24 protein-coding genes and 2 other annotated features are annotated in these 26,671 nt (G+C 37.4%); of the genes, 5 read left to right on the top strand and 19 right to left on the bottom strand.

Annotation, left to right across the window (positions count from 1 at the left end; genetic code table 11):
- Positions 1–27: 27 nt before the first annotated feature.
- Together LRP84_RS01480 and LRP84_RS01475 are read right to left on the bottom strand one after the other, a co-directional pair.
- Positions 28–903, bottom strand: coding sequence for a YicC/YloC family endoribonuclease (locus LRP84_RS01480; protein ID WP_098311139.1), 876 nt, complete (start codon positions 901–903; stop codon positions 28–30).
- Between the two features lie 97 nt (positions 904–1,000).
- On the bottom strand, positions 1,001–3,721 hold the full coding sequence (locus tag LRP84_RS01475; protein WP_230573449.1) for a calcium-translocating P-type ATPase, SERCA-type: 2,721 nt from the start codon (positions 3,719–3,721) through the stop codon (positions 1,001–1,003).
- Positions 3,722–3,825: 104 nt separating this feature from the next.
- On the opposite strand from LRP84_RS01475, the gene LRP84_RS01470 reads away from it, so the two are divergent.
- On the top strand, positions 3,826–5,535 hold the full coding sequence (locus tag LRP84_RS01470; RefSeq protein WP_230573448.1) for an Rqc2 family fibronectin-binding protein: 1,710 nt from the start codon (positions 3,826–3,828) through the stop codon (positions 5,533–5,535).
- A gap of 140 nt (positions 5,536–5,675) precedes the next feature.
- Here LRP84_RS01470 and LRP84_RS01465 read toward each other — a convergent pair whose 3' ends face one another.
- Positions 5,676–6,188 (bottom strand): DinB family protein, encoded by a 513-nt coding sequence (locus tag LRP84_RS01465; protein WP_230573447.1) that lies wholly within the window; start codon positions 6,186–6,188, stop codon positions 5,676–5,678.
- Positions 6,189–6,237: 49 nt separating this feature from the next.
- Entirely contained in the window at positions 6,238–7,206 is a 969-nt protein-coding gene (locus LRP84_RS01460; RefSeq protein ID WP_230573446.1) for an aldo/keto reductase, read from the bottom strand.
- 150 nt (positions 7,207–7,356) lie between these two features.
- On the opposite strand from LRP84_RS01460, the gene LRP84_RS01455 reads away from it, so the two are divergent.
- Complete coding sequence (locus LRP84_RS01455; RefSeq protein ID WP_230573445.1) at positions 7,357–8,022, top strand: TetR/AcrR family transcriptional regulator; 666 nt, start codon at positions 7,357–7,359, stop codon at positions 8,020–8,022.
- Positions 8,023–8,382: 360 nt separating this feature from the next.
- On the opposite strand, the gene LRP84_RS01450 is transcribed toward LRP84_RS01455, so the two are convergent.
- The gene (locus tag LRP84_RS01450; protein ID WP_230573444.1) at positions 8,383–9,747 is read right to left on the bottom strand and encodes an amino acid permease; all 1,365 of its coding nucleotides are present in this window, start codon (positions 9,745–9,747) and stop codon (positions 8,383–8,385) included.
- A 269-nt stretch (positions 9,748–10,016) separates the two neighbouring features.
- Positions 10,017–10,241, bottom strand: a binding site (T-box leader).
- Positions 10,242–10,289: 48 nt separating this feature from the next.
- Positions 10,290–10,514 (bottom strand) — a binding site (T-box leader).
- Positions 10,515–10,784: 270 nt separating this feature from the next.
- Here LRP84_RS01450 and LRP84_RS01445 point away from each other — a divergent pair.
- Both LRP84_RS01445 and LRP84_RS01440 read left to right on the top strand, forming a co-directional pair.
- Positions 10,785–10,895, top strand: coding sequence for a 3-alpha domain-containing protein (locus LRP84_RS01445; protein WP_230573443.1), 111 nt, complete (start codon positions 10,785–10,787; stop codon positions 10,893–10,895).
- A gap of 26 nt (positions 10,896–10,921) precedes the next feature.
- Positions 10,922–11,176, top strand: a complete 255-nt coding sequence (locus tag LRP84_RS01440) for a YbeF family protein (RefSeq protein ID WP_230573442.1) — start codon at positions 10,922–10,924, stop codon at positions 11,174–11,176.
- A gap of 346 nt (positions 11,177–11,522) precedes the next feature.
- On the opposite strand, the gene LRP84_RS01435 is transcribed toward LRP84_RS01440, so the two are convergent.
- Positions 11,523–12,077, bottom strand: a complete 555-nt coding sequence (locus tag LRP84_RS01435; protein ID WP_230573441.1) for a helix-turn-helix domain-containing protein — start codon at positions 12,075–12,077, stop codon at positions 11,523–11,525.
- A gap of 115 nt (positions 12,078–12,192) precedes the next feature.
- Between LRP84_RS01435 and LRP84_RS01430 the strand changes: the two genes are divergently transcribed.
- Positions 12,193–12,777 carry a LysE family transporter gene (locus tag LRP84_RS01430; protein ID WP_230573440.1) on the top strand — a complete coding sequence of 195 codons (585 nt, stop codon included), beginning with the start codon at positions 12,193–12,195 and terminating at the stop codon, positions 12,775–12,777.
- A gap of 118 nt (positions 12,778–12,895) precedes the next feature.
- Here the strand turns inward: LRP84_RS01430 and pyrE are convergent, their stop codons facing one another.
- The 13 genes from pyrE to LRP84_RS01365 form a co-directional block, all read right to left on the bottom strand.
- Positions 12,896–13,528 (bottom strand): orotate phosphoribosyltransferase, encoded by a 633-nt coding sequence (gene pyrE / locus LRP84_RS01425; protein ID WP_230573439.1) that lies wholly within the window; start codon positions 13,526–13,528, stop codon positions 12,896–12,898.
- The gene (gene pyrF, locus LRP84_RS01420; protein WP_230573438.1) at positions 13,525–14,241 is read right to left on the bottom strand and encodes an orotidine-5'-phosphate decarboxylase; all 717 of its coding nucleotides are present in this window, start codon (positions 14,239–14,241) and stop codon (positions 13,525–13,527) included. The genes pyrE and pyrF overlap by 4 nt, the downstream gene beginning before the upstream one ends.
- Positions 14,226–15,155 carry a dihydroorotate oxidase B catalytic subunit gene (pyrD, locus tag LRP84_RS01415; protein ID WP_098305512.1) on the bottom strand — a complete coding sequence of 310 codons (930 nt, stop codon included), beginning with the start codon at positions 15,153–15,155 and terminating at the stop codon, positions 14,226–14,228. Before pyrD ends, pyrF begins: the two co-directional genes overlap by 16 nt.
- Positions 15,152–15,931: a dihydroorotate oxidase B electron transfer subunit gene (gene pyrK, locus LRP84_RS01410; RefSeq protein ID WP_230573437.1), complete on the bottom strand. Its 780-nt coding sequence runs from the start codon at positions 15,929–15,931 to the stop codon at positions 15,152–15,154. Before pyrK ends, pyrD begins: the two co-directional genes overlap by 4 nt.
- A complete protein-coding gene (carB, locus tag LRP84_RS01405) occupies positions 15,928–19,146 on the bottom strand; it encodes a carbamoyl-phosphate synthase large subunit (protein ID WP_230573436.1) in 3,219 nt (1,072 codons plus the stop codon). The genes pyrK and carB overlap by 4 nt, the downstream gene beginning before the upstream one ends.
- Complete coding sequence (locus LRP84_RS01400) at positions 19,131–20,228, bottom strand: carbamoyl phosphate synthase small subunit (protein WP_230573435.1); 1,098 nt, start codon at positions 20,226–20,228, stop codon at positions 19,131–19,133. Before LRP84_RS01400 ends, carB begins: the two co-directional genes overlap by 16 nt.
- Positions 20,225–21,511, bottom strand: a complete 1,287-nt coding sequence (pyrC, locus tag LRP84_RS01395) for a dihydroorotase (protein WP_230573434.1) — start codon at positions 21,509–21,511, stop codon at positions 20,225–20,227. The genes LRP84_RS01400 and pyrC overlap by 4 nt, the downstream gene beginning before the upstream one ends.
- Positions 21,495–22,409, bottom strand: a complete 915-nt coding sequence (gene pyrB / locus LRP84_RS01390) for an aspartate carbamoyltransferase (protein WP_230573433.1) — start codon at positions 22,407–22,409, stop codon at positions 21,495–21,497. Before pyrB ends, pyrC begins: the two co-directional genes overlap by 17 nt.
- Before the next feature lie 148 nt (positions 22,410–22,557).
- Positions 22,558–23,844 carry a solute carrier family 23 protein gene (locus tag LRP84_RS01385; RefSeq protein ID WP_230573432.1) on the bottom strand — a complete coding sequence of 429 codons (1,287 nt, stop codon included), beginning with the start codon at positions 23,842–23,844 and terminating at the stop codon, positions 22,558–22,560.
- 148 nt (positions 23,845–23,992) lie between these two features.
- Positions 23,993–24,535 carry a bifunctional pyrimidine operon transcriptional regulator/uracil phosphoribosyltransferase gene (gene pyrR / locus LRP84_RS01380; RefSeq protein ID WP_098305526.1) on the bottom strand — a complete coding sequence of 181 codons (543 nt, stop codon included), beginning with the start codon at positions 24,533–24,535 and terminating at the stop codon, positions 23,993–23,995.
- Positions 24,536–24,734: 199 nt separating this feature from the next.
- Entirely contained in the window at positions 24,735–25,643 is a 909-nt protein-coding gene (locus LRP84_RS01375; protein ID WP_230573431.1) for an RluA family pseudouridine synthase, read from the bottom strand.
- Between the two features lie 3 nt (positions 25,644–25,646).
- Positions 25,647–26,105 carry a signal peptidase II gene (lspA, locus tag LRP84_RS01370; protein WP_230573430.1) on the bottom strand — a complete coding sequence of 153 codons (459 nt, stop codon included), beginning with the start codon at positions 26,103–26,105 and terminating at the stop codon, positions 25,647–25,649.
- Between the two features lie 121 nt (positions 26,106–26,226).
- Positions 26,227–26,559: a TraR/DksA C4-type zinc finger protein gene (locus tag LRP84_RS01365; protein ID WP_230573429.1), complete on the bottom strand. Its 333-nt coding sequence runs from the start codon at positions 26,557–26,559 to the stop codon at positions 26,227–26,229.
- Positions 26,560–26,671: the final 112 nt, after the last annotated feature.

Genomic DNA, 26,671 nt, shown 5'->3' with positions numbered 1-26,671 from the left:
TCGTATAACTCCGTATACAATTGACAGCTACTCAATATTTTGTACTTGTTCACGAATTTTTTCAAGATTATTTTTCATTTCAACAACATATTTTGAAATTGTTAAGTCATTTGCTTTCGAACCAATTGTATTTATTTCACGATGCATCTCTTGTACAATAAAGTCCATCTTTCTTCCAACTGGTTCTGTACTTTGTAGCGCCTCTTGAAATTGTTCTAAATGACTTTGCAGACGAACTAACTCTTCATGAATATCACAGCGGTCTGTAAACACCGCTATTTCTGTAAGTAATCGTTGCTCCTCTAATTCTTGATTATGTAATTCTTTCAAACGGTTCTCCAAACGCTCACGATATTTTTGAATAACTGACGGCGCATAGGGAACAATGGCATGCACGCACGTGTGAATTTCTTGCAAACGATGCTCCAAATCTTTATGTAGTCGTTCTCCTTCACCGTCACGCATCGTTTTTAACATACTAGCTGCGCGGCGAACCGCTTCATACAAACTATGTTCAAACGTTTCATTTACATTTTCAACTTCTTCAATTGCTGTCACTTCCGGCATTGCAATAAGCTGCTGTAATGTAATCGAATCCTGTAATTGAAATTTCTCTTTCGCTTCTTCCATAATGAGCTTATATTGCTCTAAAAGGGACCAGTCCACACGTAATTTCCGTTCAACGAGCCCTTCCCCTTCAACAATAATCGATACTTCAATACGTCCGCGGCCAACTTGTTCTGCAATTAATTTACGGATTTTATCCTCGAACACCATCATTTGCTTCGGAAGACGAATATTCATCTCTAAAAAGCGATGATTGACCGACTTCATTTCTACTGTAATTTGAAACGCATCACTTTCTACTTTTGCGCGTCCAAACCCTGTCATACTCGAAATCATTTTATCACATCCAAGCCATGATCTTACTCAATGAAAAAGGTAATAGAGACTCTACTCTACTACCTTTTGAAATTATATCATACTTTTATCCCATTTACTATTTCAAGTTTACACCTCTTTTATATACAATTGGTTTCTTCTTTTCAGGCTTCCCGGTTAGTAAAGATCCCACTAATAAGAATGTTGGAATAGAAGAAAGACCAACAATCAAGAGCCAATCTCTCGCTTTAATTGGCATGGTGTTAAAGATCGGTTGCAATGGTGGATAATAAATCACTACTAACATTAGTAAAATCGAAATAAGCACCGCTCCTACTAAGTACATATTTCCAAATGGATTACGGTGAAATACAGAATGCTCACTGCGACAATCAAACACATGAATAAGCTGTGCTAAAACAAGTGTTGCAAAAGCAACTGTTTGCGCATACTTTAATTCATTTGGATTTTGATTGTGTGCAATAATAAACGCTAAGAGTGTCATAGCGCCGATTAAAAAACCGCGGCTAACAATTTTCCATGCAAGTCCTCTCGCAAATACTCCTTCTTTTGGATGGCGCGGTTTCCTACGCATAACATCACCTTCTGGTGCATCAAGTCCGAGTGCCATTGCTGGTAAACCATCCGTTACTAAATTCACCCATAATATTTGAATTGGTACGAGCGGCAATGGTAATGCTAGTATCATCGCAAATAACATAACTAAAATTTCTCCAACATTGGATGCTAATAAATAACGAATAAACTTCCGAATGTTTTCGTAAATATTTCTTCCCTCTTTAATTGCTGCTTTAATAGTAGCAAAGTTATCGTCTAATAACACAAGAGATGATGCCTCTTTTGCGACATCTGTCCCCGTAACTCCCATCGCTACCCCAATATCAGCTGCTTTTATAGCAGGGGCATCATTCACACCATCACCGGTCATCGCCACAATATGATCTTTATTTTGCAGCGCCTTCACAATTTTCAATTTATGTTCCGGAGAAACACGTGCAAAGACATACGTTTCATCCACAATATCTTCTAATTCTTCAACCGACATGTTTGCGAGTTCAATTCCTTCCACAACGCGGCCACCAGGTGGTAAAATCCCAAGCTGCTCAGCGATTGCCATCGCTGTTACTTTATGGTCTCCTGTAATCATAATTGTTTTAATACCCGCATCTTTACATTCTTGCACCGCTTGCTTCACTTCTGGTCTTGGCGGATCAATCATTCCTTGCAATCCAATAAACATTAAATCTTGTTCTGCTTCTCGTTCATTTTGCAGGGGATCTGTTGTTTTTAATGGTTTAAAAGCAATTGCAATTGTACGAAGTGCTTGACTTCCTAAATGATGAATCGCTGTTTGCACTTCGTTTCTATACAATTCTGTTAATGGCTGCTGTTTATTTCCCCATAAAATAGTTTGACTCATTTTTAATAAAACATCAGGTGCTCCCTTTGTTATCACAAATTTTTTCCCTACTTTGTCACGAACAATTACACTCATCATTTTCCGCGTTGAATCGAACGGAAACTCGTGAATAATTTCAAATTGATCCTTTATACCTTCTCTTGAAATACCAGCCTTCATCGCTGCTGCAACGAGTGCCCCTTCTGTCGGGTCACCGTCTAATACATACGTTTTTTTCTTTTTCACAATATTTGCGTTGTTACATAAGCATCCGAATGTGAGGAGCTGATATAAGGAACGAGCCGCTGTTGGATTTATTTTCTTTTCATCTTTTATAAATTCACCTTTTGGTTCATAGCCCTGCCCCGTTACATTCCAGATCTCACCGCTCGACCAGACGTGTGTAACCATCATTTTATTTTGCGTCATTGTCCCTGTTTTGTCTGAACAAATGACAGATGCACATCCCAACGTTTCAACCGCTGGAAGCTTTCTTACAATTGCTTTTTTCTTAATCATACGCTGAACGCCAAGTGAAAGTGCTACTGTCACAATCGCAGGCAATCCTTCCGGAATCGCTGCAACAGCAAGCGAAACACCTGCTAAGAACATATGGTACATTTCATTACCTTGATAAACACCAACTAATACAACAAGTGCCGTTAAAATTAATGCGACGATAATTAATATTTTCCCCAGCTGCTCAAGTCTTCTCTGCAGCGGCGTTTCATTTTGCTCGGCATTTTGCAGCATATTTGCAATTTGTCCCATTGCTGTATTCATTCCTGTGCCAATAACAACTCCAATGCCTGATCCTCTTGTAATCATAGTACCCATAAATGCCATATTTGTTTGATCACCAATTGAAACATCCGAACCATGCAAAACATCAATTTTCTTTTGCACTGGCACGGATTCTCCTGTTAATGCTGATTCTTCAATATATAGACTCGAAGCTTCAATGAGGCGCACATCAGCACCGATACGATCCCCGCTTGAAAATTTAATAATATCTCCAAGCACAAGGCCTTTCGAAGGAATTTTCATCCACTTTCCATTTCGAAGTACAGTTACTTGCGGGGCGGCAAGCTCTTTTAATGCTTCCAACGATTTCTCTGCTTTTCTCTCTTGAAAGAAACCGAGGATTCCATTGATAATGACAATTGCAACAATAGCAATTGCATCAACATATTCTCCTAAAAAAGCAGAAATAATCGTTGCTCCAAACAAAACAAGTACCATAAAATCTTTAAATTGTGCTAAGAACACGACAAGTGCAGAAGGACGTTTTGCTTCTTGGAGTTCATTTGGGCCAAGTTTTTTTAGTCGACCTTGCACCTCTTGCTCTGTCAACCCTGTCTTTACATTTGTATTCGTTCGTTCTTCAACTTCATGTGCACGCAGTTCATACCAATTCATCTCGCCACCTACCTCCTGATTGCAGACATGCTCTAATGAAAGCTTATTCAGCCTCGTCCGAAAAAATGCTATAATTAACTTTTAGTGAGAAAGGAGTGTTCAACGTGGCATTCGATGGATTATTTACTAGAGCGATCACACACGAAATTGCAAATTCTCTTCAAACGGGAAGAATTTCAAAAATATATCAACCGTCAAAATATGAAATTTTGTTACATATTCGGGCAAACGGAAAAAATCAAAAACTACTTCTTTCCGCACACTCAACGTACGCGCGCATGCATCTTACAACACAAAATTACGATTCTCCTGCATTGCCGCCAATGTTTTGCATGCTTCTTCGTAAACATTTAGAAGGTGGATTTATTGAGAAAATTGAACAAATTGATTTAGAACGAATTATTCAAATTACGATTCGTAGTCGCAATGAAATTGGTGATGAATCGTTAAAAACATTAATTATTGAAATAATGGGGCGTCATAGCAATATCATTTTAGTAGACTCCAAAACAAATATAATTTTGGATAGCCTAAAACACGTTTCCTTAGCGGTAAACCGTCACCGCATTGTATATGCTGGAGCTGAATATATTGCACCGCCTGCACAACAGAAAATCAATCCATTGCAAATTGAAACGCAAGAAGAATTTATTCGACCGCTAGACTTTTTAGCAGGAAATATGGATAATCAACTCGTAGGAGCTTTTATGGGGATTTCTCCCCTATTTGCAAAAGAAGTAGTTGCAAAGGCTGGAATGGTGAATGAACATGCATTATCCGAAGTATTTTTCACATTACAAAAACTATTACTAAAACATCAGTATACTCCTTCGATGACCATAGCTAAGGGGAAAGAATTCTTTTATTTATTCCCACTTTCACACTTAAAAGGTGAAGAGAAAGCATTCTCATCTGTAAGCGAATTACTAGATCGTTTCTTCTTCGGGAAAGCAGAGCGGGATCGAGTGAAACAACAAGCCCATGATTTAGAACGTTTTATGCAAAATGAAAAAGCAAAAAACGAAAAAAAATTAATTAAATTGCAAAAAACTTTAGAAGACGCAAGTAAAGCAGATAAATATCAACTATTTGGTGAATTGCTTACAGCCAATATGTATGCAGTAAAAAAAGGCGACAAAGAAGTTGAGGTTATCAATTACTATGATGAAAATAGCGGAACTGTAAAGATCACCTTAGATCCATTACGCACACCGTCAGAAAATGCACAGCGTTATTTCCAAAAATATCAAAAAGCAAAAAATTCTGTAGTAATCGTTGAAGAGCAAATTGAAAAAACAAATGAAGAAATATTTTACTTTGATAGTTTACTACAGCAAATGGAAGTTGCTTCTTCTAAAGATATTGAAGAAATTCGTGAAGAACTAGCCGAAGAAGGATATATGCGTAATCGCAAGTCAAAAAACGCAAAAAAGAAACCATCAAAACCTGTATTAGACAAATATATTGCAAGTGATGGAACAGAAATTTTAGTCGGAAAAAATAACAAACAAAACGACTATTTAACAAATAAACTTGCACGCCGTGATGAATTTTGGCTTCATACGAAAGACATTCCAGGCTCACACGTTGTCATTCGTTCATTAGGGCCAAGCGAAGAAACATTAATTGAAGCGGCAAAGCTCGCTGCTTACTTTAGTAAAGCAAAAAAATCGAGCTCAGTTCCGGTCGATTATACAAAAATTCGTCATGTGAAAAAGCCGAGCGGAGCGAAGCTTGGATTTGTTACGTATGATAACCAGCAAACGGTGTATGTAACACCTGATGCGGATACTGTTATGAAGTTGAAGGCTTAAAGACAAAGAGATGATTACAATATCGTAATCATCTCTTTCAATATGAAGAAGCCTGTTATTTTTGTTCCACACCAACAAGTAATCAGAACCTATTTTCTTTCACTATGACTTAGTGAGAAAAGCTATATTCTTTTGTTTTCTTAAACTGGATAACCTCCACTCGGTGGCGGCCATGCCTCAAATAAACGACGCAGCAATACAATTTCTCCTAAATGGTAACTATTATGTGAAGCAATATTACGTAACGTATCGGCCCGCGTTACATCTGGATAATGTGCTAAAGGCTCATCAAGTTTTGTAGTTTGAGCAATTGTACAAGCAGTATCAATTCCCGCTAGAAATTGTCTTATAATCTCCGCCCATTCTTCTTGATTTTTCGCCATATTTTCAACTGGCCAACTCTCCTTCACGTGCGCTGGAAGTTGTGGTTTTTCTCCATGTAAACCACGTAAGAGGAAATCTTGCCAATACTTCATATGCATCACTAGTTGGTAGATGGAATACGGAATGTTTTCTACTTGTTTTCCTGATAGTTCCCAATCAATATCTGCAATTGCATTTTTAATTGGAATATGCCCGCGTTCTCCTTGTAATGATTTTACTAACGTTCTAGCAAATGATTCATTCAGCAAATGCTTGCTTTCTGTATGCACATCATCCCATCCTTTTCCTTTTCAATTGATTTTTTATAGATTACCAATCTTAATATCGATTACCAAACGTATCACCAATAGGTGCAATCGTATTTAAGTATGCTAGTTCTTCTTTTGTTAAAGTTATTTCAAGAGCCGCTACGTTTTGCTCCAAATACTTCACTCGCTTTGTTCCTGGAATTGGTACGATTTCTTCACCTTGTGCAACGACCCAGGCAAGCGCTAATTGTGCAGGCGTACATTCTTTCTCTAATGCAAGCTGTTTAATTCCTTCAACAATTTTCATATTAGAAGCAAATGCTTCTTCTGAAAAACGTGGATTATAGTATCTCCAATCATCAGGTGTTAATTGATCACGGCTTGTTAAATTACCCGTTAAAAATCCGCGGCCAAGTGGACTATATGGAACAAACCCAACTCCTAATTCACGACAAATCCCTAAAATATCTTTCTCTGGATCGCGAGACCAAAGAGAATATTCTGTTTGAACAGCTGAAATTGGATGAATTGCATGAGCTGTTTTTAATTGCTCACCCGTTACTTCAGACAGTCCGATATAACGTACTTTTCCTTCTTGCACTAACTCTGCCATCGCACCTACAGTTTCTTCAATTGGTGTATTTGGGTCAACGCGATGTAAATAATATAAGTCGATATAGTCTGTCCCTAATCTTCTTAAACTTGCTTCACATGCTTCCTTCACATATTGAGGGGAACCGTTGTATCCTAACGCTTTTGTTGCATTTCGCAGCGCTCCAAACTTTGTTGCAATTTTCACATCATGCCGAAATTTCTGTAACGCTTTCCCTACTAGTTTTTCATTTGTTCCCATTCCCTCTTCATCATATCCATAAATATCCGCTGTATCGAACATTGTAATTCCAAGTTCAAAAGCATGATGAATTGTTTTTGTCGCCTCTATCTCATCTGTCTGACCATAAAATTCAGACATTCCCATACAACCTAATCCCATTTCCGATACTTCTAATCCTTGTGAACCTAACTTCTTCTTTTTCATAAGTTCGCCTTCTTTCGAAAAGATAATGTAAAAAGAGAATAGCATACATCTGAAAACAAGTAAACTTTTTTTACTTTTTTAGTTCAATTAGTTTAATTTGTATAAATTCATAAATTTATTTATAATAAATGAATTGCAAGGAGGGTTGTTATGTTAAATAAAAATATTGATAATCAAGTAGAAATGAGAAAAAAGCTCATATTCAAATTATTACCGATCGTAAAAAAACAAGGAATAAGCCCGTTACGAACAGATGATATTGCTCGTTATATGGATATTAGTAAAGCAACTATGTACAAATACTTCTCATCAAAAGAAGAAATTATCCAATACATCGTCAACATTTATGCCGAATATATTACTAGTATTGATCAAACCATTTTTGAAGAAACAGTTCCGTTTGGAGAACGATTTCAAAAAACATTTGAACAATCATTACTCATTTCTTTTTACATATCTGATGCCTTTCTATCAGATTTAAAACATAATGCTCCAGTACTATATGAACAAATAATACAAGCTCAAAACGAACGAAATAATCAATTAAAAAAATTCTATGAGGAGCATATAGAAAAAGAAGTGTTCAACGCTGTAAATCCAGTACTTATCCTTATCCAAGACGATGTACTACTACGAAAGCTCTTTGAACCTACAATCTTAATTCAAAACAATATGACTTTATATCAAGCACTCTTTGATTATTACATGCTAAAAAAACAGCAAGTCATTCACCATGAATATAGAAATAATGTAGATGATGAAAAAATGAAAGCAACGATACAATACATCGTGCAAAAAGTATCCAATTATATATAGACAGGACACCAACTAACACTTGTTTCGTCTAAAGTGAACTTAAATACACGAAAAAGCAGCTCTATAATTCATACTAAAAATATGAATTATAGAGCTGCTTTCATTTTGTTTTACGCAATACAACAGGAATCTCCTCCTATTACGAGAAATTAGATAAAGTGAAACTTCCATCAGTGGAGGCCTTACTGCCCGCAAATAGCGGGATAAAAGATTGTATTTCATAACAGGGGGATTTCTATGGAAAATTTATTTTTAATTGATAAGATTGACGGATTAAAACACGACAGAGCACGCCTATTCAGTAGAAGCGTGCTCTGATGATTATTGGATTAATATGTTATATTTATTCCCATCATGAATTTAACTTATATGTTTTAGTTGTGTGTCTTCTTTCTTTCTACTCCGTCCTTTAAGTAAAGCCAAACCAATTAAAATTGCTAAAGTTGTAAAACAAACCACTGTTCCGACTGAAATTCCATTACTAAACGTTGAGCCTATGAAAATAACACATAATCCCACGATTCCAATAATAGTCGTAGTTGGAAAAAAACTCACTTTAAAATTAGGCATTGTTGAATAATTAGGACGTAATTTAAGTTGCGCAAAGCAAATACTTAACCAAAGCAATAACATTGTAAATCCTGGAATTGTCATCATTGTTCCAATAATACTATCTGGAGCAAAGAATGCTAGTCCTGCACCTATCAATAATAATAAGCCATTAAAAGAGATTGCAATGATTGGTGCACCTGATTTTGCAGTATGTTTCAATATTTTTGGCGCTTCTCCTTTTTCAGCTAACGCAACCATTGTTCTGGAAGTAGCATAAACTCCTGAATTCGCAGCTGAAAGAACTGCAGTTAATAAAACAAAATTCATGATGTGTGCAACACCTGGGATACCAATGGCATTCATTACTTGTATAAACGGACTTACATTTCCTGCAACCTCATTCCAAGGTATTAATCCCGCAATAATTGTAATAGGTAAGATATAAAATATGATAACGCGCCAAACAACACCCTTTATCACTTTAGGTAAAACCTTTTCAACGTCTTTTGTCTCAGAAATTGCTACCCCTATTAACTCAGATCCTCCGAACGAAAACATTACAATAAAACAAGCACTAAATACCCCTTTAATACCATTTGGAAAGAATCCCCCATGCCCAAGTAAATGTTCCGTTGGTGTCGATGGGGCAAAACTCGTTAGCCCAAATAAGACTGCTCCACCTAAAAGGATGAATAATACAAGTGCCAAAATTTTTATACTAGCAAACCAAAATTCCATTTCGCCATAAAATTTCACTTGAAAACTGTTAATTCCCACAACTATAAGCGCACAAATAGCACTTAGTAACCAAAGAGGTACATTCGAAAACCAAAATTGTAAAAAAGAGCCTGCAGCTAATATTTCTACAATTGTAACAAGTGTCCAGTTAATCCAGTATAGCCATCCAACTACAAATGATACATGAAATCCAAAAGCCTTATGAACTAAATGTTGAACATTATGATTTGGATAAACAACAGCCATTTCAGCTAAAGCCACCATAACAATCATCATTAATAATCCACCAAGTAAGTACGAAATAATTACGCCAGGCCCGGCAATCCCTAGAGTATCTCCACTCCCTTTGAAAATGCCCGTACCAATCATTCCCGCTAACGCTAAAAATTGAACATGTCTAGGTAATAACTCTTTCTTTAAGCCATCCTTCTTCATTCTTTTTTCCTCTTTCTGTTCCTAATTTTTTTAATTGTTTTGCAAGTAATTTTAAATAATAATAGCCATCTTCCATGGCTATTCACCTCCTTTACATCACTATTTTTACTTGGTGAATGAATTGATTTATATGATCAAAATCCATTTTTTAAGAATAAAGGTCTGTAAGCCTCATCCACAATGAAGCCTCCTAAAAACATAATCATCATTCATACATTTAGGTACTTTCACTTTTAAAAACAAATAAAAAATCCCTACTGAAATTAATCAGTAGGGACGATTTTATTCGCGGTACCACCCTAATTATTGACAAACTTTATATGTCAATCTCTTCATTCTCTATAACGGCTCTTCACCGTCTTCCCCTTACAATTCGCTCGAAGAAGATGCTCCTGGACTGTAATTCATGTTGTTCTATGTACTGACTTACACCAACCGTCAGCTCTCTTTAACAGGGAGAACATACACTACTTTATTCCATTCATCGCTTATATATTATTTAGTTGTTATGAAAATACAAAAAATCCCTACTGAAATTAATCAGTAGGGACGATTTTATTCGCGGTACCACCCTAATTATTGACAAACTCTATATGTCAATCTCTTCATTCTTTATAACGGCTCTTCACCGTCTTCCCCTTACAATTCGCTCGAAGAAGATGCTCCTGGATTGTAATTCATGCTGTTCTTTGTACTGACTTACACCAACCGTCAGCTCTCTTTAACAGGGAGAACATACATTACTTTATTCCATTCATCGCTTGTCTTATTTACTTATAAAGTATCCTATAATAAATATAATAAAAAATCAATATTTTTTATTCCTGTAATTTTCTGTTAACTATACCCATATCCTTTACGAAACATCATCTTAACCATTACAAAAATACAGGATTTACTAATTTTTCGTACGAGTATTAGAGAGAGGAATTGTTTCCCCTTCTGATGAAATTAGATTAATAGAACAAAATAAACATCACATAACAATTGCCTTCGCAAATGACATCATGCACCATGATAAACATAATATAGAAGGAATGCAACGTATATTAGCAGTTAATCCCTTGTCAAAAAGCTGGCGAAATACATTTACAAAGCGATTAGAAGGAAAAGAAACGAGTGCAAAAAAACGTTTAACAGGAAAATAATAAATTTATAGAAAAGAGGGCAGCGCATGAGTGAATTTATATTCGTATTATTTGTTTGTCCATTACTTATCTTTATTTTTTCTGTTATTGGTACACGAATTACAAAGACGTATTATATAATGCCTATTATTACGTTTGCGATTTTTCTTATTGTAGCAGTAGCGTTATTTAATCGATCATTTTTCTTTTGGGTAGGGATGTATAGTATTTTTTCGTTTCTTGTTTCTTATGTGACTTTATTATTTGTAAAGAGGGATGAAGCTGTAGAGGGAAAACACTAATATCTTTTCTTTACGAAATTTAACGGTTCTGTTTAAAAATCATATTGGTAATTAGTAAAAACTTAGGACTTCTATTCGGTAGTCCTATTTCTTCGTATACAAGTAATCATCACCCAACGAAATTATTATTTATCCCGCTATTTGCGCCCCACCTCAAAATTCAGCAAAAGCATAGAAGTTAGGCGGGGATAGGGATGCCCGTAAAAGCTCGATTCGTGAAGGCTAATAGTCAGCGAGGGATGAAGAACCCCCCCACTGATTAAAGTTTCACTTTATTAATTAAATAATCTTTCAATAAAAATTTGCCTTCCTTGACATTAAGGACGGCGAATTTTTAAGTTTCCTATTAATTTGGATAATATATCGTCATACTTAATCTAACTAGCGTTTTCCCCGAATTATAATATGTATGTGGTCTATCAGCTTTAAATCTGATTGAATCACCACTTTTTAATTTATACTCACCTTCACTAACACGAATCGTTACTTCTCCATCAAAAACGGTGATAAATTCCTCGGTTCCCTCTCTATGAGAATCCGAACTTAATATCCCTTCTTTTTCAATTTCAACAGAATAAATTTCAAAGCGCTTATCCTCTTGGAAGGGAAAGGAAGGGTATACTCTATACCTTCCATTGTCTTCAGACAATACTTGCATTTCATCCCTAAAAACAACTGTAGTGTCAGGCTGTGGACTATTTATCAGAGAAGTAAAGGAAACCTTTAATCCATTCGCTATTTTCCAAATCGTTGTAAGCGTTGGACTTGACTCTCCTCTTTCAATTTGTCCGATCATCGTTTTGCTTACTCCACTTAATTGAGAGACCTTTTCTAAACTTAATTTTTCCTTCTCTCTGATAGCTTTTAAATTTTTTGCAAGAATAAGCTGAATTTCCTCCATAAAACCCCTCCTATACTGTATACATTATAGCGACCGTTATGTATAATAAAAAGCACAACGTTATATTGTTCATTTTGGACATTATAACATACAATCGTAAAAGGGAGGTCCAAAAATGCCTTTATTTTCATTTTTACTATTTGTTTTTATTAGCAGTTTTACTCCAGGTCCCAATAACATCATGGCAATGACGTTTGCGAATAAACATGGATTAAAGAAAACATTTACGTTTTGTTTAGGAGTCAGTTTTGGATTTTTTGTTCTCACATTATTGTGTAGTTTTTTTAACATCATACTCACAAGTGCTCTGCCAATCATTGAATTTCCTTTGACCATTTTGGGTGTAGGTTATATGTTATATTTGGCTTTTAAAATACTTACCAGTAAAGGAAATACGGGTGGAAATGATGAAGAGAATCGAAATCTTTTCTTGATAGGTATCTTGTTACAATTTGTGAATCCAAAAGGTATTCTTTTTGGGCTTACAGTAGTCGTAACCTTTATTCTCCCCTATTACAATTCTTATTCCAGCTATCTTATTTTCTCATTATTTTTAGGAATGGTCGGTTTAACGAGTACATTTAGTTGGAGTCTATTTGGCTCGATTTTTCAAAAGCTCTTACTACAATATAGACAGCAATTTAATATGGTTATGGCAGTTTTATTGGTATTTAGTGCTGTTTCAATTCTTATCAAATAGCGTAAATAGTAAAACCATATTACCGATAAAAAACTTAAAATTCAATTTTTTTGAATCTATTTCCCTATAAAGAAAAAAACACGACCGAGTTCCCCTCACGGTCGTGTTTTCTTTATCATTACGCCGTAACCCAAGCCTCATTAGCTGGATTTTTGCGCCATTCTTGTAGTTTCTTCGTTTCTGCTTCTCCGATCATACCTTTTTCTGCTGCTACTTCTGTAAGTGCACTGTAGTCGCTTAAAGAGTATGATGCAACGTTTGCTGCTGCTAATTTTTCTTTTCCTGTTTCAAGTTCGTATGTGAAGATTGATACGATTCCTAATACTTCACAGCCAGCTTCGCGAAGTGCCTCTACACAAGTAATTGCACTGCCGCCAGTTGAGATTAAATCTTCTACTACGACAACTTTTTGGCCTTTTTCTGCTTTACCTTCGATTTGGTTTCCTTTTCCATGACCTTTTGCCTTGCTGCGTACATAACACATTGGTAAGTTCATACGATCGCTTACCCAAGCAGCATGTGCAATCCCTGCTGTTGCTGTTCCTGCAATAACCTCTACAGTTGGGAAGTGTGTTTGAATTAATTCTTCTAATCCTGCCGCAATCGCTTGACGTACTTCTGGATATGATAATGTTAAACGATTATCACAATAAATTGGTGATTTCATTCCAGAAGACCATGTAAATGGATCATTTGGTTGTAAGAATACTGCTCCGATATCTAATAAATGAGATGCGATTTGTTTTTTCATACTGTTACACCCTCCCACTGTTCTTTTACAATTTGATACGCTGCGCGCGGATTTTCTGCTTTTGTAATACTACGTCCTACTACGATATAACTAGAGCCTAGTTCACGCGCACGTTTTGGCGTCGCTACGCGAACTTGGTCATTTACATCATCGCTTGCGAGACGAATCCCCGGTGTTACTGTTACGAAAGCATCTCCGCATACTTCACGCAATTTTGGTACTTCCAGCGTTGAACAAACAACGCCGTCCAGACCGATTTCTTTCGTTAATTTCGCATAATGAGCAACCGCTTCTTCTAACGTTTTCTCAATGCCGATCTCTTTTTTCATTACTTCTTCCGATGTACTTGTTAGTTGTGTAACTGCAATACAAATCGGTCTCTCTTTTCCTTCTTTCTTACCTTCCTCTAATCCCTCAAGCGCAGCTTTCATCATACTGCTTCCCCCAGCAGCATGAACGTTTACCATATCCACATCTAGACTAGCTAGGCTGCGCATTGCGCTTTTTACCGTATTCGGAATATCATGAAGCTTCAAATCTAAAAAGATTTGATGTCCTTTTTCTTTTAGGTACGTAATAATAGCAGGTCCCTCTTTGTAAAACAGTTCCATACCAACTTTGACAAATAATTGTTCCCCTTCAAAGTGACTTAAAAACTGTTCTACCTCTGCTTTACCTGGAAAATCCAGTGCAACAATTAAAGATTGTGACATGTTTGCTTCCAGCTCCTTCCTTGACATTCCGAAATGTGTTCAAATCCTAATTCATCTAAAAGTGCTGGTAATTCTTCAATAATTGTTGGACATACAAACGGATCAACAAAGTTTGCTGTTCCAACTGCTACTGCACTTGCACCAGCGTAGAAGAACTCAATTACATCTTCTGCTGATTCAATACCGCCCATTCCGATAATTGGAATGTTCACAGCTTGACTCACTTCGTGCACCATACGAATTGCCACTGGCTTAATCGCTGGTCCAGATAGTCCCCCTGTACGGTTTGCTAAAATTGGTTTTGCTGTTTTTAAATCTAAACGCATGCCAAGCAATGTATTAATCATCGTTAATCCGTCTGCACCAGCGTTTTCGATTGCTTTTGCAATCTCCACAATATTTGCCACGTTCGGTGACAATTTCACATATACCGGTACTTCAGAAACCTCTTTTACTCGCTTCGTTAAATCAGCAGCAATTTCTGGAACTGTACCAAAAGCGATACCGCCTGTTTTTACGTTTGGACAAGAAATATTTAATTCTAGTGCATGAACATTTGGTGCTTTCGAAATTTCCTTTGCTACTGCTACATAATCCTCAGCTTGTGAGCCCGCAACGTTCGCAATAATCGGAAGATCAAATTGTTCTAGCCATGGTAATTCAGACGTCATTACCTTTTCTAACCCTGGGTTTTGAAGCCCAATTGCATTTAGCATTCCGCCTGGTGTTTCCGCAACACGAGGAGTTGGATTTCCATAACGAGGTTGTTCCGTTGTTGCTTTAATCATGATTGATCCAAGTACACTTAAATCGTAGAACTGTGCGTACTCACGACCAAATCCGAAACAACCAGATGCCGGGATAATTGGATTCTTTAATGATAATCCTGGTAATTCAACTTGCAATCTGTTCATAGTACAACCTCCCCGATTGGAAATACTGGCCCGTCGCTGCACACCTTCTTATAAGAATGTCCACTTGAATCTTCTTGCAAGTGGCATACACATGCGAAACACGCTCCAATCCCACAGCCCATACGTTCTTCTAATGAAATGTATGCTTTTTTCTCTTTATAGCGGCCTTCTAATGCACGAAGCATTGCTAAAGGTCCACATGAGTATAAAATGTCAAAGTCAATTCCATACGCATCGATCACATCTGTTACAAATCCTTTTGTACCATGTGTACCATCGACTGTTGCGACATACGTATCACCAAGCTCTGCAAATTTCTCTTCGTAGAAGACAACATCTTTTGTTTGGAAACCTAAGATGTGAATGACACGTACTCCTTTTGTAACAAGGCGTTGTGATAACTCATAAAGTGGTGGCACACCAATTCCGCCTCCTACTAAAAGAGCCGTCTGCCCTGCCTCTGCTTCTTCTACAGGAAATCCATGGCCTAATGGTCCTAATACGTCTACAAGTTCACCTTGTTTTTTCTTTGCTAATGTTTTTGTTCCTTGTCCTTCCGCACGATAGAGCATTGTAAATTCGTTCTTTTCTTGATCAACATTACAAATACTAATTGGGCGGCGCAGCAGAGGCGCAATGCCTTCTGCTACTTTAATGTGTACAAACTGCCCTGGTTCGTTCATTTGCTGTACAAGATCACCTTGAAGCACTAGTTCATAAATATTTTTTGCGATTTCTTTTTGGTTAACGACGATCATATTTTGCTTTTGCATCATGCACGTACCACCTCGTGACGCTCGGTTGGCGCAATTTCTTTCATTGCGTGAGCTGAAAATGTCATAGATTCTAGTACACGTAAGATTGCTCTTGTTGTATCTAGTGATGTTAAGCATGCTACTCCATTTTCTACAGACTCACGGCGAATACGGAAGCCATCACGCGCTGGTTGTTTACCTTTTGTTAAAGTGTTAATTACAAACTGAGCTTTCCCTTGGCGAATAATATCAAGCAAGTTGTAGTCTTCAGAATCGATTTTGTTTACAACTTGAACTGGAATACCTTGGTCTGTTAACGTTTGTGCTGTTCCTGCTGTTGCTAATAAGTTATAGCCAATTTCATGGAAGCGTTTTGCAATTTCCATCGCTTCTTCTTTATCTTTATCCGCCACAGTAATGATTACTGATCCGTGCGTTGGAATGTTAATTCCTGAAGCAACAAGTCCTTTATATAGTGCTTTTTCAAGCGTTAAGTCTTTACCCATTACTTCCCCTGTTGATTTCATTTCAGGCCCTAATGTTGTATCAACTGAACGTAGTTTTGCAAATGAGAATACTGGAGCTTTTACATACACTTCATTCTCTTCTGGGCGATACCCAGTTTCATATCCTTGTTCTACAAGATTTTGACCTAAAATAACTTTTGTTGCGATATTCGCCATCGGTACACCTGTAATTTTACTTAAGAATGGTACTGTACGGCTCGCACGTGGGTTTACTTCAATTACATACACTTCGTCTTTGAATACTACAAACTGGATATTCAGTAATCCAACAATGTTTAATCCTCTTCCAAGTGCAATTGTATTTTCGATAATTTGTTCTTTCAGTTTTGCAGATAAGCTTTGCGGTGGGTATACTCCAATTGAGTCACCAGAGTGAACTCCAGCGCGTTCAATATGTTCCATAATACCTGGAATGAATACATTTTCACCGTCTGAAATTGCATCTACTTCAATTTCTTTACCAACCATGTAACGGTCAATTAATACTGGATGATCTGCATGAACTTTTACTGCATTTTTCATATAGTGCAGTAGTTCTTCTTGACGATATACAATTTCCATCGCACGTCCACCAAGTACGTAAGATGGTCTTACAAGTACCGGATAACCAATTTCTTCAGCGATTGCTACTGCTGCTTCTACTGTTGTTGCTGTTTTACCAACTGGCTGCGGGATACCAAGCTGTGTTAAAGCTGCTTCAAACTTATCACGATCTTCTGCACGGTCTAAATCTTCAAGTGATGTTCCTAAAATTTTCACACCGTGTTCTTCTAATTTAGCAGCTAAGTTAATTGCCGTTTGTCCACCGAACTGAACGATAACACCTTCTGGCTTCTCTAAATCAATGATGTGCATTACATCTTCGATTGTTAATGGTTCAAAGTATAATTTATCAGAAATACTGAAGTCTGTTGAAACTGTTTCTGGGTTGTTATTTACAATAATCGCTTCGTATCCAGCTTCTTTAATTGCCCACACAGAGTGAACTGTTGCATAGTCAAACTCAACACCTTGACCAATACGGATTGGACCAGATCCTAGTACGACTACACTCTTACGATCTGTCACAATTGATTCGTTCTCGTCACCGTATGTGCTGTAGTAGTATGGTGTTGCAGATTCGAACTCTGCCGCACAAGTATCTACCATTTTGAATACTGGTGTCATATTATTTTCTTTACGCATATCGTAAATTTCACGCTCTGTTTTATTCCAAGCAGCTGCAATGTAGTGATCACTGAAGCCCATTTTTTTCGCGTCTTGTAATACTTCCATATTTCCTACATTCGCTTTTACTTCGCGTTCCATGTTTACGATGTTTTCAACTTTTTGTAAGAAGAAGAAGTCCATTTCACACCATGCGTTGATTTCTTCTTTTGTTACACCTTGGCGGATCGCTTCTGCTACAACAAACAGTCGCTCATCATCAGCTTTAATAATGCGTTTTTTCATTGTTTCTTTATCAAGCTCTTTTAAGTGGTCTAACTCTAAGTGATAAATGCCAAGCTCTAGAGAACGAACCGCTTTTAATAATGATTCCTCTAAGTTACGTCCGATTGACATAACTTCACCTGTTGCTTTCATCTGCGTACCAAGCGTTCTGTTTGCTGATTCAAACTTATCAAATGGCCAGCGCGGAATTTTTGAAACAACATAGTCTAATGCCGGCTCGAAGCAAGCGTATGTTTTTTGTGTTACTGGGTTTACAATTTCATCTAATGTTAAGCCGACTGCAATTTTCGCTGCTAACTTCGCAATTGGATATCCAGTTGCTTTAGATGCTAGTGCAGATGAACGACTTACACGTGGGTTTACTTCGATTACATAATATTGGAAGCTATGTGGATCAAGTGCAAGCTGAACGTTACATCCACCTTCAATTCCTAACGCACGAATAATTCTTAATGAAGTGTTACGTAACATTTGATACTCACGATCACTTAATGTTTGGCTCGGCGCTACAACGATAGAATCACCTGTGTGAACACCAACTGGATCAATGTTTTCCATATTACATACTACGATGGCATTATCATTGGAATCACGCATTACTTCATATTCAATTTCCTTGCAACCAGCAATACTTTTTTCTAATAAACATTGTGTTACTGGGCTATGTTTTAAACCACTTGTTACGGTTTCAATTAATTCTTCTTCGTTATGACAAATACCACCGCCAGTTCCTCCTAATGTGAACGCTGGACGAACGATTACTGGATAACCAATTTCTTTTACAAAGTCATATGCTTCATCAAGCGTATGAATGATTTCACTTGGTGGTGTTGGTTCATTTAATTCTTGCATTAATGTACGGAATAGGTCACGATCTTCCGCTTGCTCAATTGCTGATAATTTTGTTCCTAAAATTTCAACTCCGCACTCTTCTAGTACGCCTGATTTTGCAAGTTCAACAGCCATGTTTAATCCTGTTTGTCCGCCAAGTGTCGGCAGGATTGCATCTGGACGTTCTTTACGAATAATACGGCTTACGAATTCTAATGTTAATGGTTCAATATATACTTTATCTGCCGTTGCAGTATCTGTCATAATTGTTGCTGGGTTAGAGTTGACAAGGATTACTTTGTAACCTTCCTCTTTAAGAGATTGACAAGCTTGTGTGCCAGAGTAATCAAACTCCGCTGCTTGCCCAATTACAATTGGTCCTGATCCGATTACTAAAATTGTGTTAATGTCTAGGCGTTTTGGCATAACTCTTCCCCTTCTTTCTTAAAGTTTGCGATCATTGCTAAGAAATCTTCAAATAAATCATTCGCATCTTCTGGTCCTGCTGATGCTTCTGGATGGTATTGTACTGTAAATGCTGGGAACTTCTTATGGCGAAGACCTTCTACTGTTCCATCATTTAAAGCAACATGTGTAACTTCAAGATCTGTATTTTTCACAGACTCTTCTTCTACTGCATAACCGTGGTTTTGAGAAGTAATTGCTACTTTTCCTGTTTCAATATGTTTTACTGGATGGTTTAAGCCACGGTGACCAAATTTGAGCTTGATTGTATTCGCACCAGATGCTAAGGCAAACAATTGATGCCCAAGGCAAATTCCGAATAACGGTACCTTCCCAATGATACCTCGTAACATTTCGATTGCTTCTGGTACATCTTTTGGATCTCCAGGTCCGTTACTTAGCATAATTCCATCTGGGCTTAAACGTAGAATTTCTTCTGCTGATGTATTGTAAGGTACAACGATTACATCACAGTCACGTTTATTTAGTTCGCGCAAAATACCGTGCTTCATTCCGAAGTCAACAAGTACCACGCGGTAGCCACGGCCTGGACTTGGATATGGATCTTTTGTTGATACACGCTTTACATGATCTGTAAAGACTGTTGCTTTTAATTGACTTACAATGTAGTCTACATCTGCATCCATGTTACAAAGGCGTCCGCGCAATGTTCCATATTGACGTATTTTTCGTGTTAACTTTCTTGTATCAATTCCTGCTAAACCAGGAATATTTCTTTCTTTTAAGTATTCATTTAATGAAATTTCATTACGGAAGTTTGAAGGATGATCACAAATTTCATTTACGATTAAACCGTGTACAGATGGTTGAATAGATTCAAAATCATCACGATTAATACCATAGTTTCCGATTAATGGATACGTAAATGTTACGATTTGACCGCAATATGATGGATCAGATAATGTCTCTTGATACCCTGTCATCCCTGTTGTAAATACGACTTCACCTGATTTTTCAATTTCTCCGCCGAAGCCTTTTCCAATTAATACTGTTCCATCTTCTAAGATAAGCTGTCTTTTCATACTAATGCACTCTCCTTTTGCCATGCGATCTTACCGCCAACTAATGTCATAACCGGCCATCCTTGACACTTCCAGCCTGCAAATGGCGTATTTTTTCCTTTTGATAAGAATGTTGCTGGATCAATCTCTTCTTCTTGTTCTAAATCGATAATTGTAATATCAGCGGCTCTTCCTTCTTGCAGGCGGCCTGCTTCTAAACCAAATGTGTCAGCTGGTTTTTCTGTTAAGAATTGAATTAACTGTTCTAATGTGATAATTCCCTTTTTCACAAGGTTTGTATATAGTAGTGGGAATGCTGTTTCAAAACCAGTAATTCCAAATGGTGCTCTTTCAATACCTTGTGCTTTTTCTTCTGCTGCATGCGGTGCATGATCTGTTGCAATTATGTCGATTGTTCCATCTAATAATCCTTCAATTAAAGCCTCATGATCTTCTTTTCCACGAAGCGGTGGATTCATTTTAAAGTTTGGATCCATGCCTGGGATATCATCTTCACATAATACTAAGTGATGCGGTGTTACTTCTGCTGTTACTTTAATTCCAGCACGCTTTGCATCACGAATCACACGTACAGATCCTTTTGTACTTACGTGACATACGTGATAGTGACACCCTGCTGCTTCTGCAAGTAATATGTCCCGGGCAATATGTACGGACTCACATACTGATGGGATACCGTTTAAGCCGTGTTTCTCAGAAAACTTGCCTTCATGTACACACCCTTTATTGATTAGCGTATTTTCTTCGCAGTGTGCAACAACTGCCATATTTAATTTTGCTGCACGCTTCATCGCTGCCAGCATCATGCTTGCATCCTGTACGCCTACTCCATCATCAGTAAACGCGAATGCTCCAAGTTCTTTTAATGTTTCAAAGTCTGTCATTTCAGAACCTGCTTGGCGTACTGTAATCGCTCCATATGGCAGTACATTTACATGTGCTTTTTCTTTAATTCGTTTTTGCAAGTCTTCCATATGCTCTCTGCTGTCTGGTACTGGACGTGTATTTGGCATTGCGCAAATTGTTGTAAATCCACCTTTTGCTGCTGCAAGTGTACCTGTTTCAATTGTTTCTTTATGTTCACCACCTGGTTCGCGAAGATGAACGTGTACATCTACTAATCCAGGTGCAATTAATTTTCCGTTTACATCGATTACTTCAGCATGATCTGCCGTAATATTTTCTGCTACTTTCGCAATTTTACCGTCTTGTACGAGAAGATCTGTTGCTACGATTTTTCCTTCTTCATTCAAATAACGTCCATTTTTAAATAAATAGTTCATGTTTCATTCCTCCTAATACATTTGGTAATGCGCGTTTTAGTACAGCCATTCTTACGTAAACTCCATTTTCCATCTGTTTGAATATGCGTGAACGCTCACACTCGACGAGTTCACTTGCAATTTCTACATCACGGTTTACAGGAGCCGGATGCATAATAATGCTTCCTTGTTTCATACGCTTTTCTCGTTCAATTGTTAATCCGTGCTGCTCATGATACTCTTTCATGATATCTGTTTCATAATGATCATGACGCTCATGTTGCACACGAAGTAACATCATCACATCAACTTCTGGAACAAGTTCATCTAAACTTCTGTATGTTCCAAATGGGTTCGTTTCATCTTTCCACTCTTCAGGGCTAGCAAAGTAAATTGTTGCTCCTAGTTTTGTTAAAGCTTCAGCGTTAGAACGTGCTACTCGGCTATGGCGAACATCTCCAACAATCGCAATCTTTAATCCTTCAAATTTTCCAAACTCTTGTTTAATTGTTAGAAGATCCAGAAGACACTGCGTTGGATGATTTCCACATCCATCACCAGCATTCAAGATTGGAATGTTTACTTGATCCTTTAGCTCATCAAAGTAGCGATCTTGTTGATGGCGGATGACCACTGCTTTTGTTCCAATTGATTCGAGTGTTCTTATCGTATCGTATAGTGTTTCTCCTTTTTGTACGCTAGAAGACTCTGCCGAGAAGTTCAGAACATCGAGCCCTAATCGCTTCTCTGCTACTTCAAAGCTAAAGCGTGTTCTCGTACTGTTCTCAAAGAATAAGTTTGCAACAAACGTTTGCTCTGTCGTTTTTATTCCTTTTCCACTTGCGAAATCTTCTGCATCTTTTAGGATTTCTGAAATCTCCTGCTCCGATAATTCACTCATCGTTAACAAATGGTTCATTGTCATCCCTCATCTTTCTGATTTTTATCATAGCATCTTTGCATATATATAACAATAACTGCATAAAAATACCCTAGTCATGTGAGACTAGGGTGTAACAAATTACACACCCTTTTCGGTCTCACAGGACTGAATTAAAAGGTTGTTTTTATGAAGCAATGTTCTTTGATTGTTGTTGTTTTTGTTTCAGTTTAGGTAGTACTAAGTTTAGGATTACCCCTACAATTGCTGCAAGAGCCATGCCTTCTACTTGGAATGATTGACCGATATGAAGCACTGCACCGCCGATGCCAATTACAAGTATGACTGATGCTATTACTAAGTTTCGTTTATCCCCAAAATCTGTTTTCTCATCTACCATCATGCGTAAACCGCTTGATGCGATAACACCGAATAGTAAGATTGAAACTCCGCCCATAACTGGTGTTGGGATCGAATGAATAAGAGCTGAAATTTTACCAATAAATCCGAACATGATTGCCAATATTGCTGATCCAACGAATAAATATACGCTGTATGCTCTTGTAATTGCAAGCACTCCAATATTTTCACCGTACGTCGTATTTGGCGGTCCTCCAATTGTTGAAGCAATGAATGTTGCAATTCCATCTCCCATAATAGAGCGGTGTAAGCCTGGCTTTTCAATTAAGTCTTTATTTATGACATTTCCAAGTACAATTTGATGTCCAATATGTTCTGAAACTGTAACGATTGCAACAGGTACCATTACTAATACTATTTTCCACGAAAATTCTGGTGTATATGTGACAAATGGTACTACGAAATCCGGTACATCAAACCATTTCGCTTCTATTACTGGTTTCAAATCGACTAAGCCTTGGACGTAAGCAAAGGTATAACCGCCTATGATTCCTATTAAAACTGGTATGATGCTTAAGAATCCTCTTCCAAAGATTGAGCAGATGATTGTAATTGCTAATGTGACAAGTGCAACTGAAAAGTGTGTAAAGCTATATTTTCCATCTGCATTATTCATTGCCATATCTACTGCTGTATGTGCAAGCCCAAGTCCAATTACCATAACAACTGGACCAACTACGATTGGGGGCAAGAGATTCATAATCCAATTAGATCCAGATTTTTTAATCGCAAGTGCAATCAACATATAGACAAGTCCTGCCATCATTCCGCCAAGCATTGCTGCTCCTGGGCCGCCTGCTGCTTTTGCTGTAATAATCGGTGCAATGAATGCAAATGATGATCCAAGGTAAGCTGGAACTTGCCCTTTCGTGATTAACAGAAATGCTAACGTTCCTAGCCCACTCGAGATTAAAGCAACTGCTGGGCTTAATCCTGTTAAAAATGGAACAAGCACTGTCGCTCCAAACATAGCGAATAAATGCTGTATGCTTAACAGTAACCATTTTCCTGGTTTCGGTACTTCATGAATGTCTAACACTGGCTTTTGTTCCATTATTATATCCTCCTCCAATGTTGAAAACTTGCAATAAAAAAACTCTTTGCGCCCTATGCACAAAGAGTCTTATACTTTCGTATGTCAAATTAGACATATGAAAGCCAAGACCCTTTGGCAGCCTCACAGGACTACATTTAAAAGGGCTTTATTTTTCGTATATGCTTACTCGATCTTGTTTGTCTGTTTCTTGAAGTCCTACTTCAATGCGTTCTTCGCTTGATGTTGGAATGTTTTTTCCTACATAATCAGCGCGAATTGGTAGTTCACGGTGACCTCTATCTACAAGAACAGCTAACTGAATTTGCGATGGTCTTCCAATATCCATTAGAGCATCCATTGCAGCTCGCACAGTTCTTCCTGTATATAATACATCATCAACAAGGATAACTTTTTTATTCGTAATATCAACCGGAATATCCGAACCTTTTACAAGCGGTTCTTTATTTTTAGATTGCAGTGTCAAGTCATCACGATATAATGTAATGTCTAATTCACCAACTGCCATCTCTTTTCCTTCAATTTGACTAATTCGTTCTGCTAAACGCTGTGCGATAAAAATACCACGTGTTTTAATCCCAACTAGAACACAATTTTCAACACCCTTATTGCGTTCTACAATTTCATGACTAATGCGTGTTAAAGCGCGGCGAATCATTTGATCATCTAGTACCACTGCTTTTTCTTTCATGCTCTTCACCTCCAAGCTTTTTTCTTGCGTGAGAGGAATGGTATAAAAAAATCCTCTCGTCGTGTGCGAGAGGATTTTTTGAAAAAGGGTATACGTACCCTACGTATTTCAAACCGTTACCTTCTCAACCTCACGGGGCTGTGTTAAAGGACTTATTCAACTGCTGTTATTATGGCAGTTTTTATAACGATTGTCAATATTATTTTCGCAACTCATCTAAAAGATCTACAAAAATTTGTGGAACTGGTGCTTCAAATTCTAAATATTCACCTGTACGCGGGTGAACGAAGCCTAAAATACCCGCATGTAATGCTTGACCATTTATATCAAACGTTTTCTTTGGACCATATTTCGGGTCACCTGCAAGCGGGTACCCAATATATTTCATATGTACACGAATTTGATGCGTACGACCTGTTTCTAGTTGACATTCCACATGAGTGAAATTATTAAAACGTTCTAATACACGGAAATGAGTTACAGCATGTTTTCCCTTTTCCTCAACAGTCATACTTTGACGATCTTGTTTATCACGTCCAATCGGCGCATCAACGGTTCCTTTATCATGCGGAATAACTCCATGAACAATCGCTTGATAGCGTCTTGTTACTGTTTTTGCCACAAGCTGATTTACAAGTGCTTCATGTGCCATATCATTTTTTGCCACCATCAATAATCCAGACGTATCTTTATCAATGCGGTGCACAATTCCTGGGCGCATTACACCGTTAATACCCGATAAATCTTTACAGTGATACATTAAACCATTTACTAACGTACCGCTCGTATGCCCTGGCGCGGGGTGTACAACCATACCACGCGGCTTGTTTACGACAAGTACATCACTATCCTCATAATAAATATCTAAATTCATATCTTCTGGAAGAATATCTAATGACTCTGGTTCTGGAATAGTAACTGTAATTCCGTCATTTGTTTTTACCTTATAGTTCCCTTTGATGTCCTTTCCGTTTACGGTTACAACACCATCTTTAATCCATTGTTGCACTTGTGAACGAGACCATTCACTGTTCACCCCTGCAACAAATTTATCAATCCGTTCGTTTTTTTGCTCTTCTGTAACTGTTACTTGTACTACTTCGCTCATTATTTACTCCTTTGTTTTCTTTCCTTCTAGTAATGTTTGAATAATAATTAACATAACACCAACACATAATGCCGAATCTGCAATGTTAAATACCGGGAAGTTGTATGAGAAAATATACGTATGAATAAAATCAACAACTTCTTTTCGGAATACACGATCAATAAAATTACCAATTGCTCCGCCTAGAATAAGTCCAAGCGAAATGCCGAGAAGCTTGTCTGTCTTTGCATATTTTTGCATATAAATCACAATAAAAATAACAAAGATGACTGTGATAACATAAAAGAACCACATTCTATTTTCTAAAATGCCCCATGCAGCCCCGGTATTACGGTGAGACGTTATATACAGCACATTATCAATAATCGGAATGCTCTCACCTAAATCCATTTCCTTCACGATAATCCATTTTGATACTTGATCAATGGCAATCACAAATAATGCTATTAAATAATATATCATTTTCGTTTCCCCCACAATGACAGTGTACCTCAAAATTTTAGCATAGCTGCTATGTTTTCACAATGAAGCATCGTAAAGGAGCATAAAATAAAATGAATTAGGTAATATAATATTGTTGTCTTTAAATCGTTTTTACTTTTTCATAGAAACATTCATGAACTGTACGTGCTGTTGGCATACCTTTCAATTGTCTAAGTGTCATTCTTTGTCCGGTTTCTTCACAAATTCCATACATGCCTATTTCCATTTTCAAAAGTGCTCGCTCGACATCTTTTAAATCTTCTCTCATATCATGCAATAATAATTTATTTTTCACATCTATTTTGGCTATACCTAGAAACTCCTCTCCAAATTCTACATCATACGTATACGTCTCTTCTTTTGCTAATCGCTCCTGTAGTTCTCGTTGCATTAATTGTAGCTCTTCTTGAATCTCCATGTATGTGTCAGTCACAAGCGCGTCCCTCCCGGCTGGAATGTATCGTTAGTTTATCCGAAAAGCACACGATTACCGCACACACATTTTTCCTTCCAAGGAAGAAAAAAATCGACTGCTTACAAGGCAG

The sequence above is a fragment of the Bacillus rhizoplanae genome (assembly GCF_917563915.1).
Lineage (GTDB): Bacteria > Bacillota > Bacilli > Bacillales > Bacillaceae_G > Bacillus_A > Bacillus_A rhizoplanae.
This window is presented reverse-complemented; position numbering and strand designations above follow the sequence as displayed.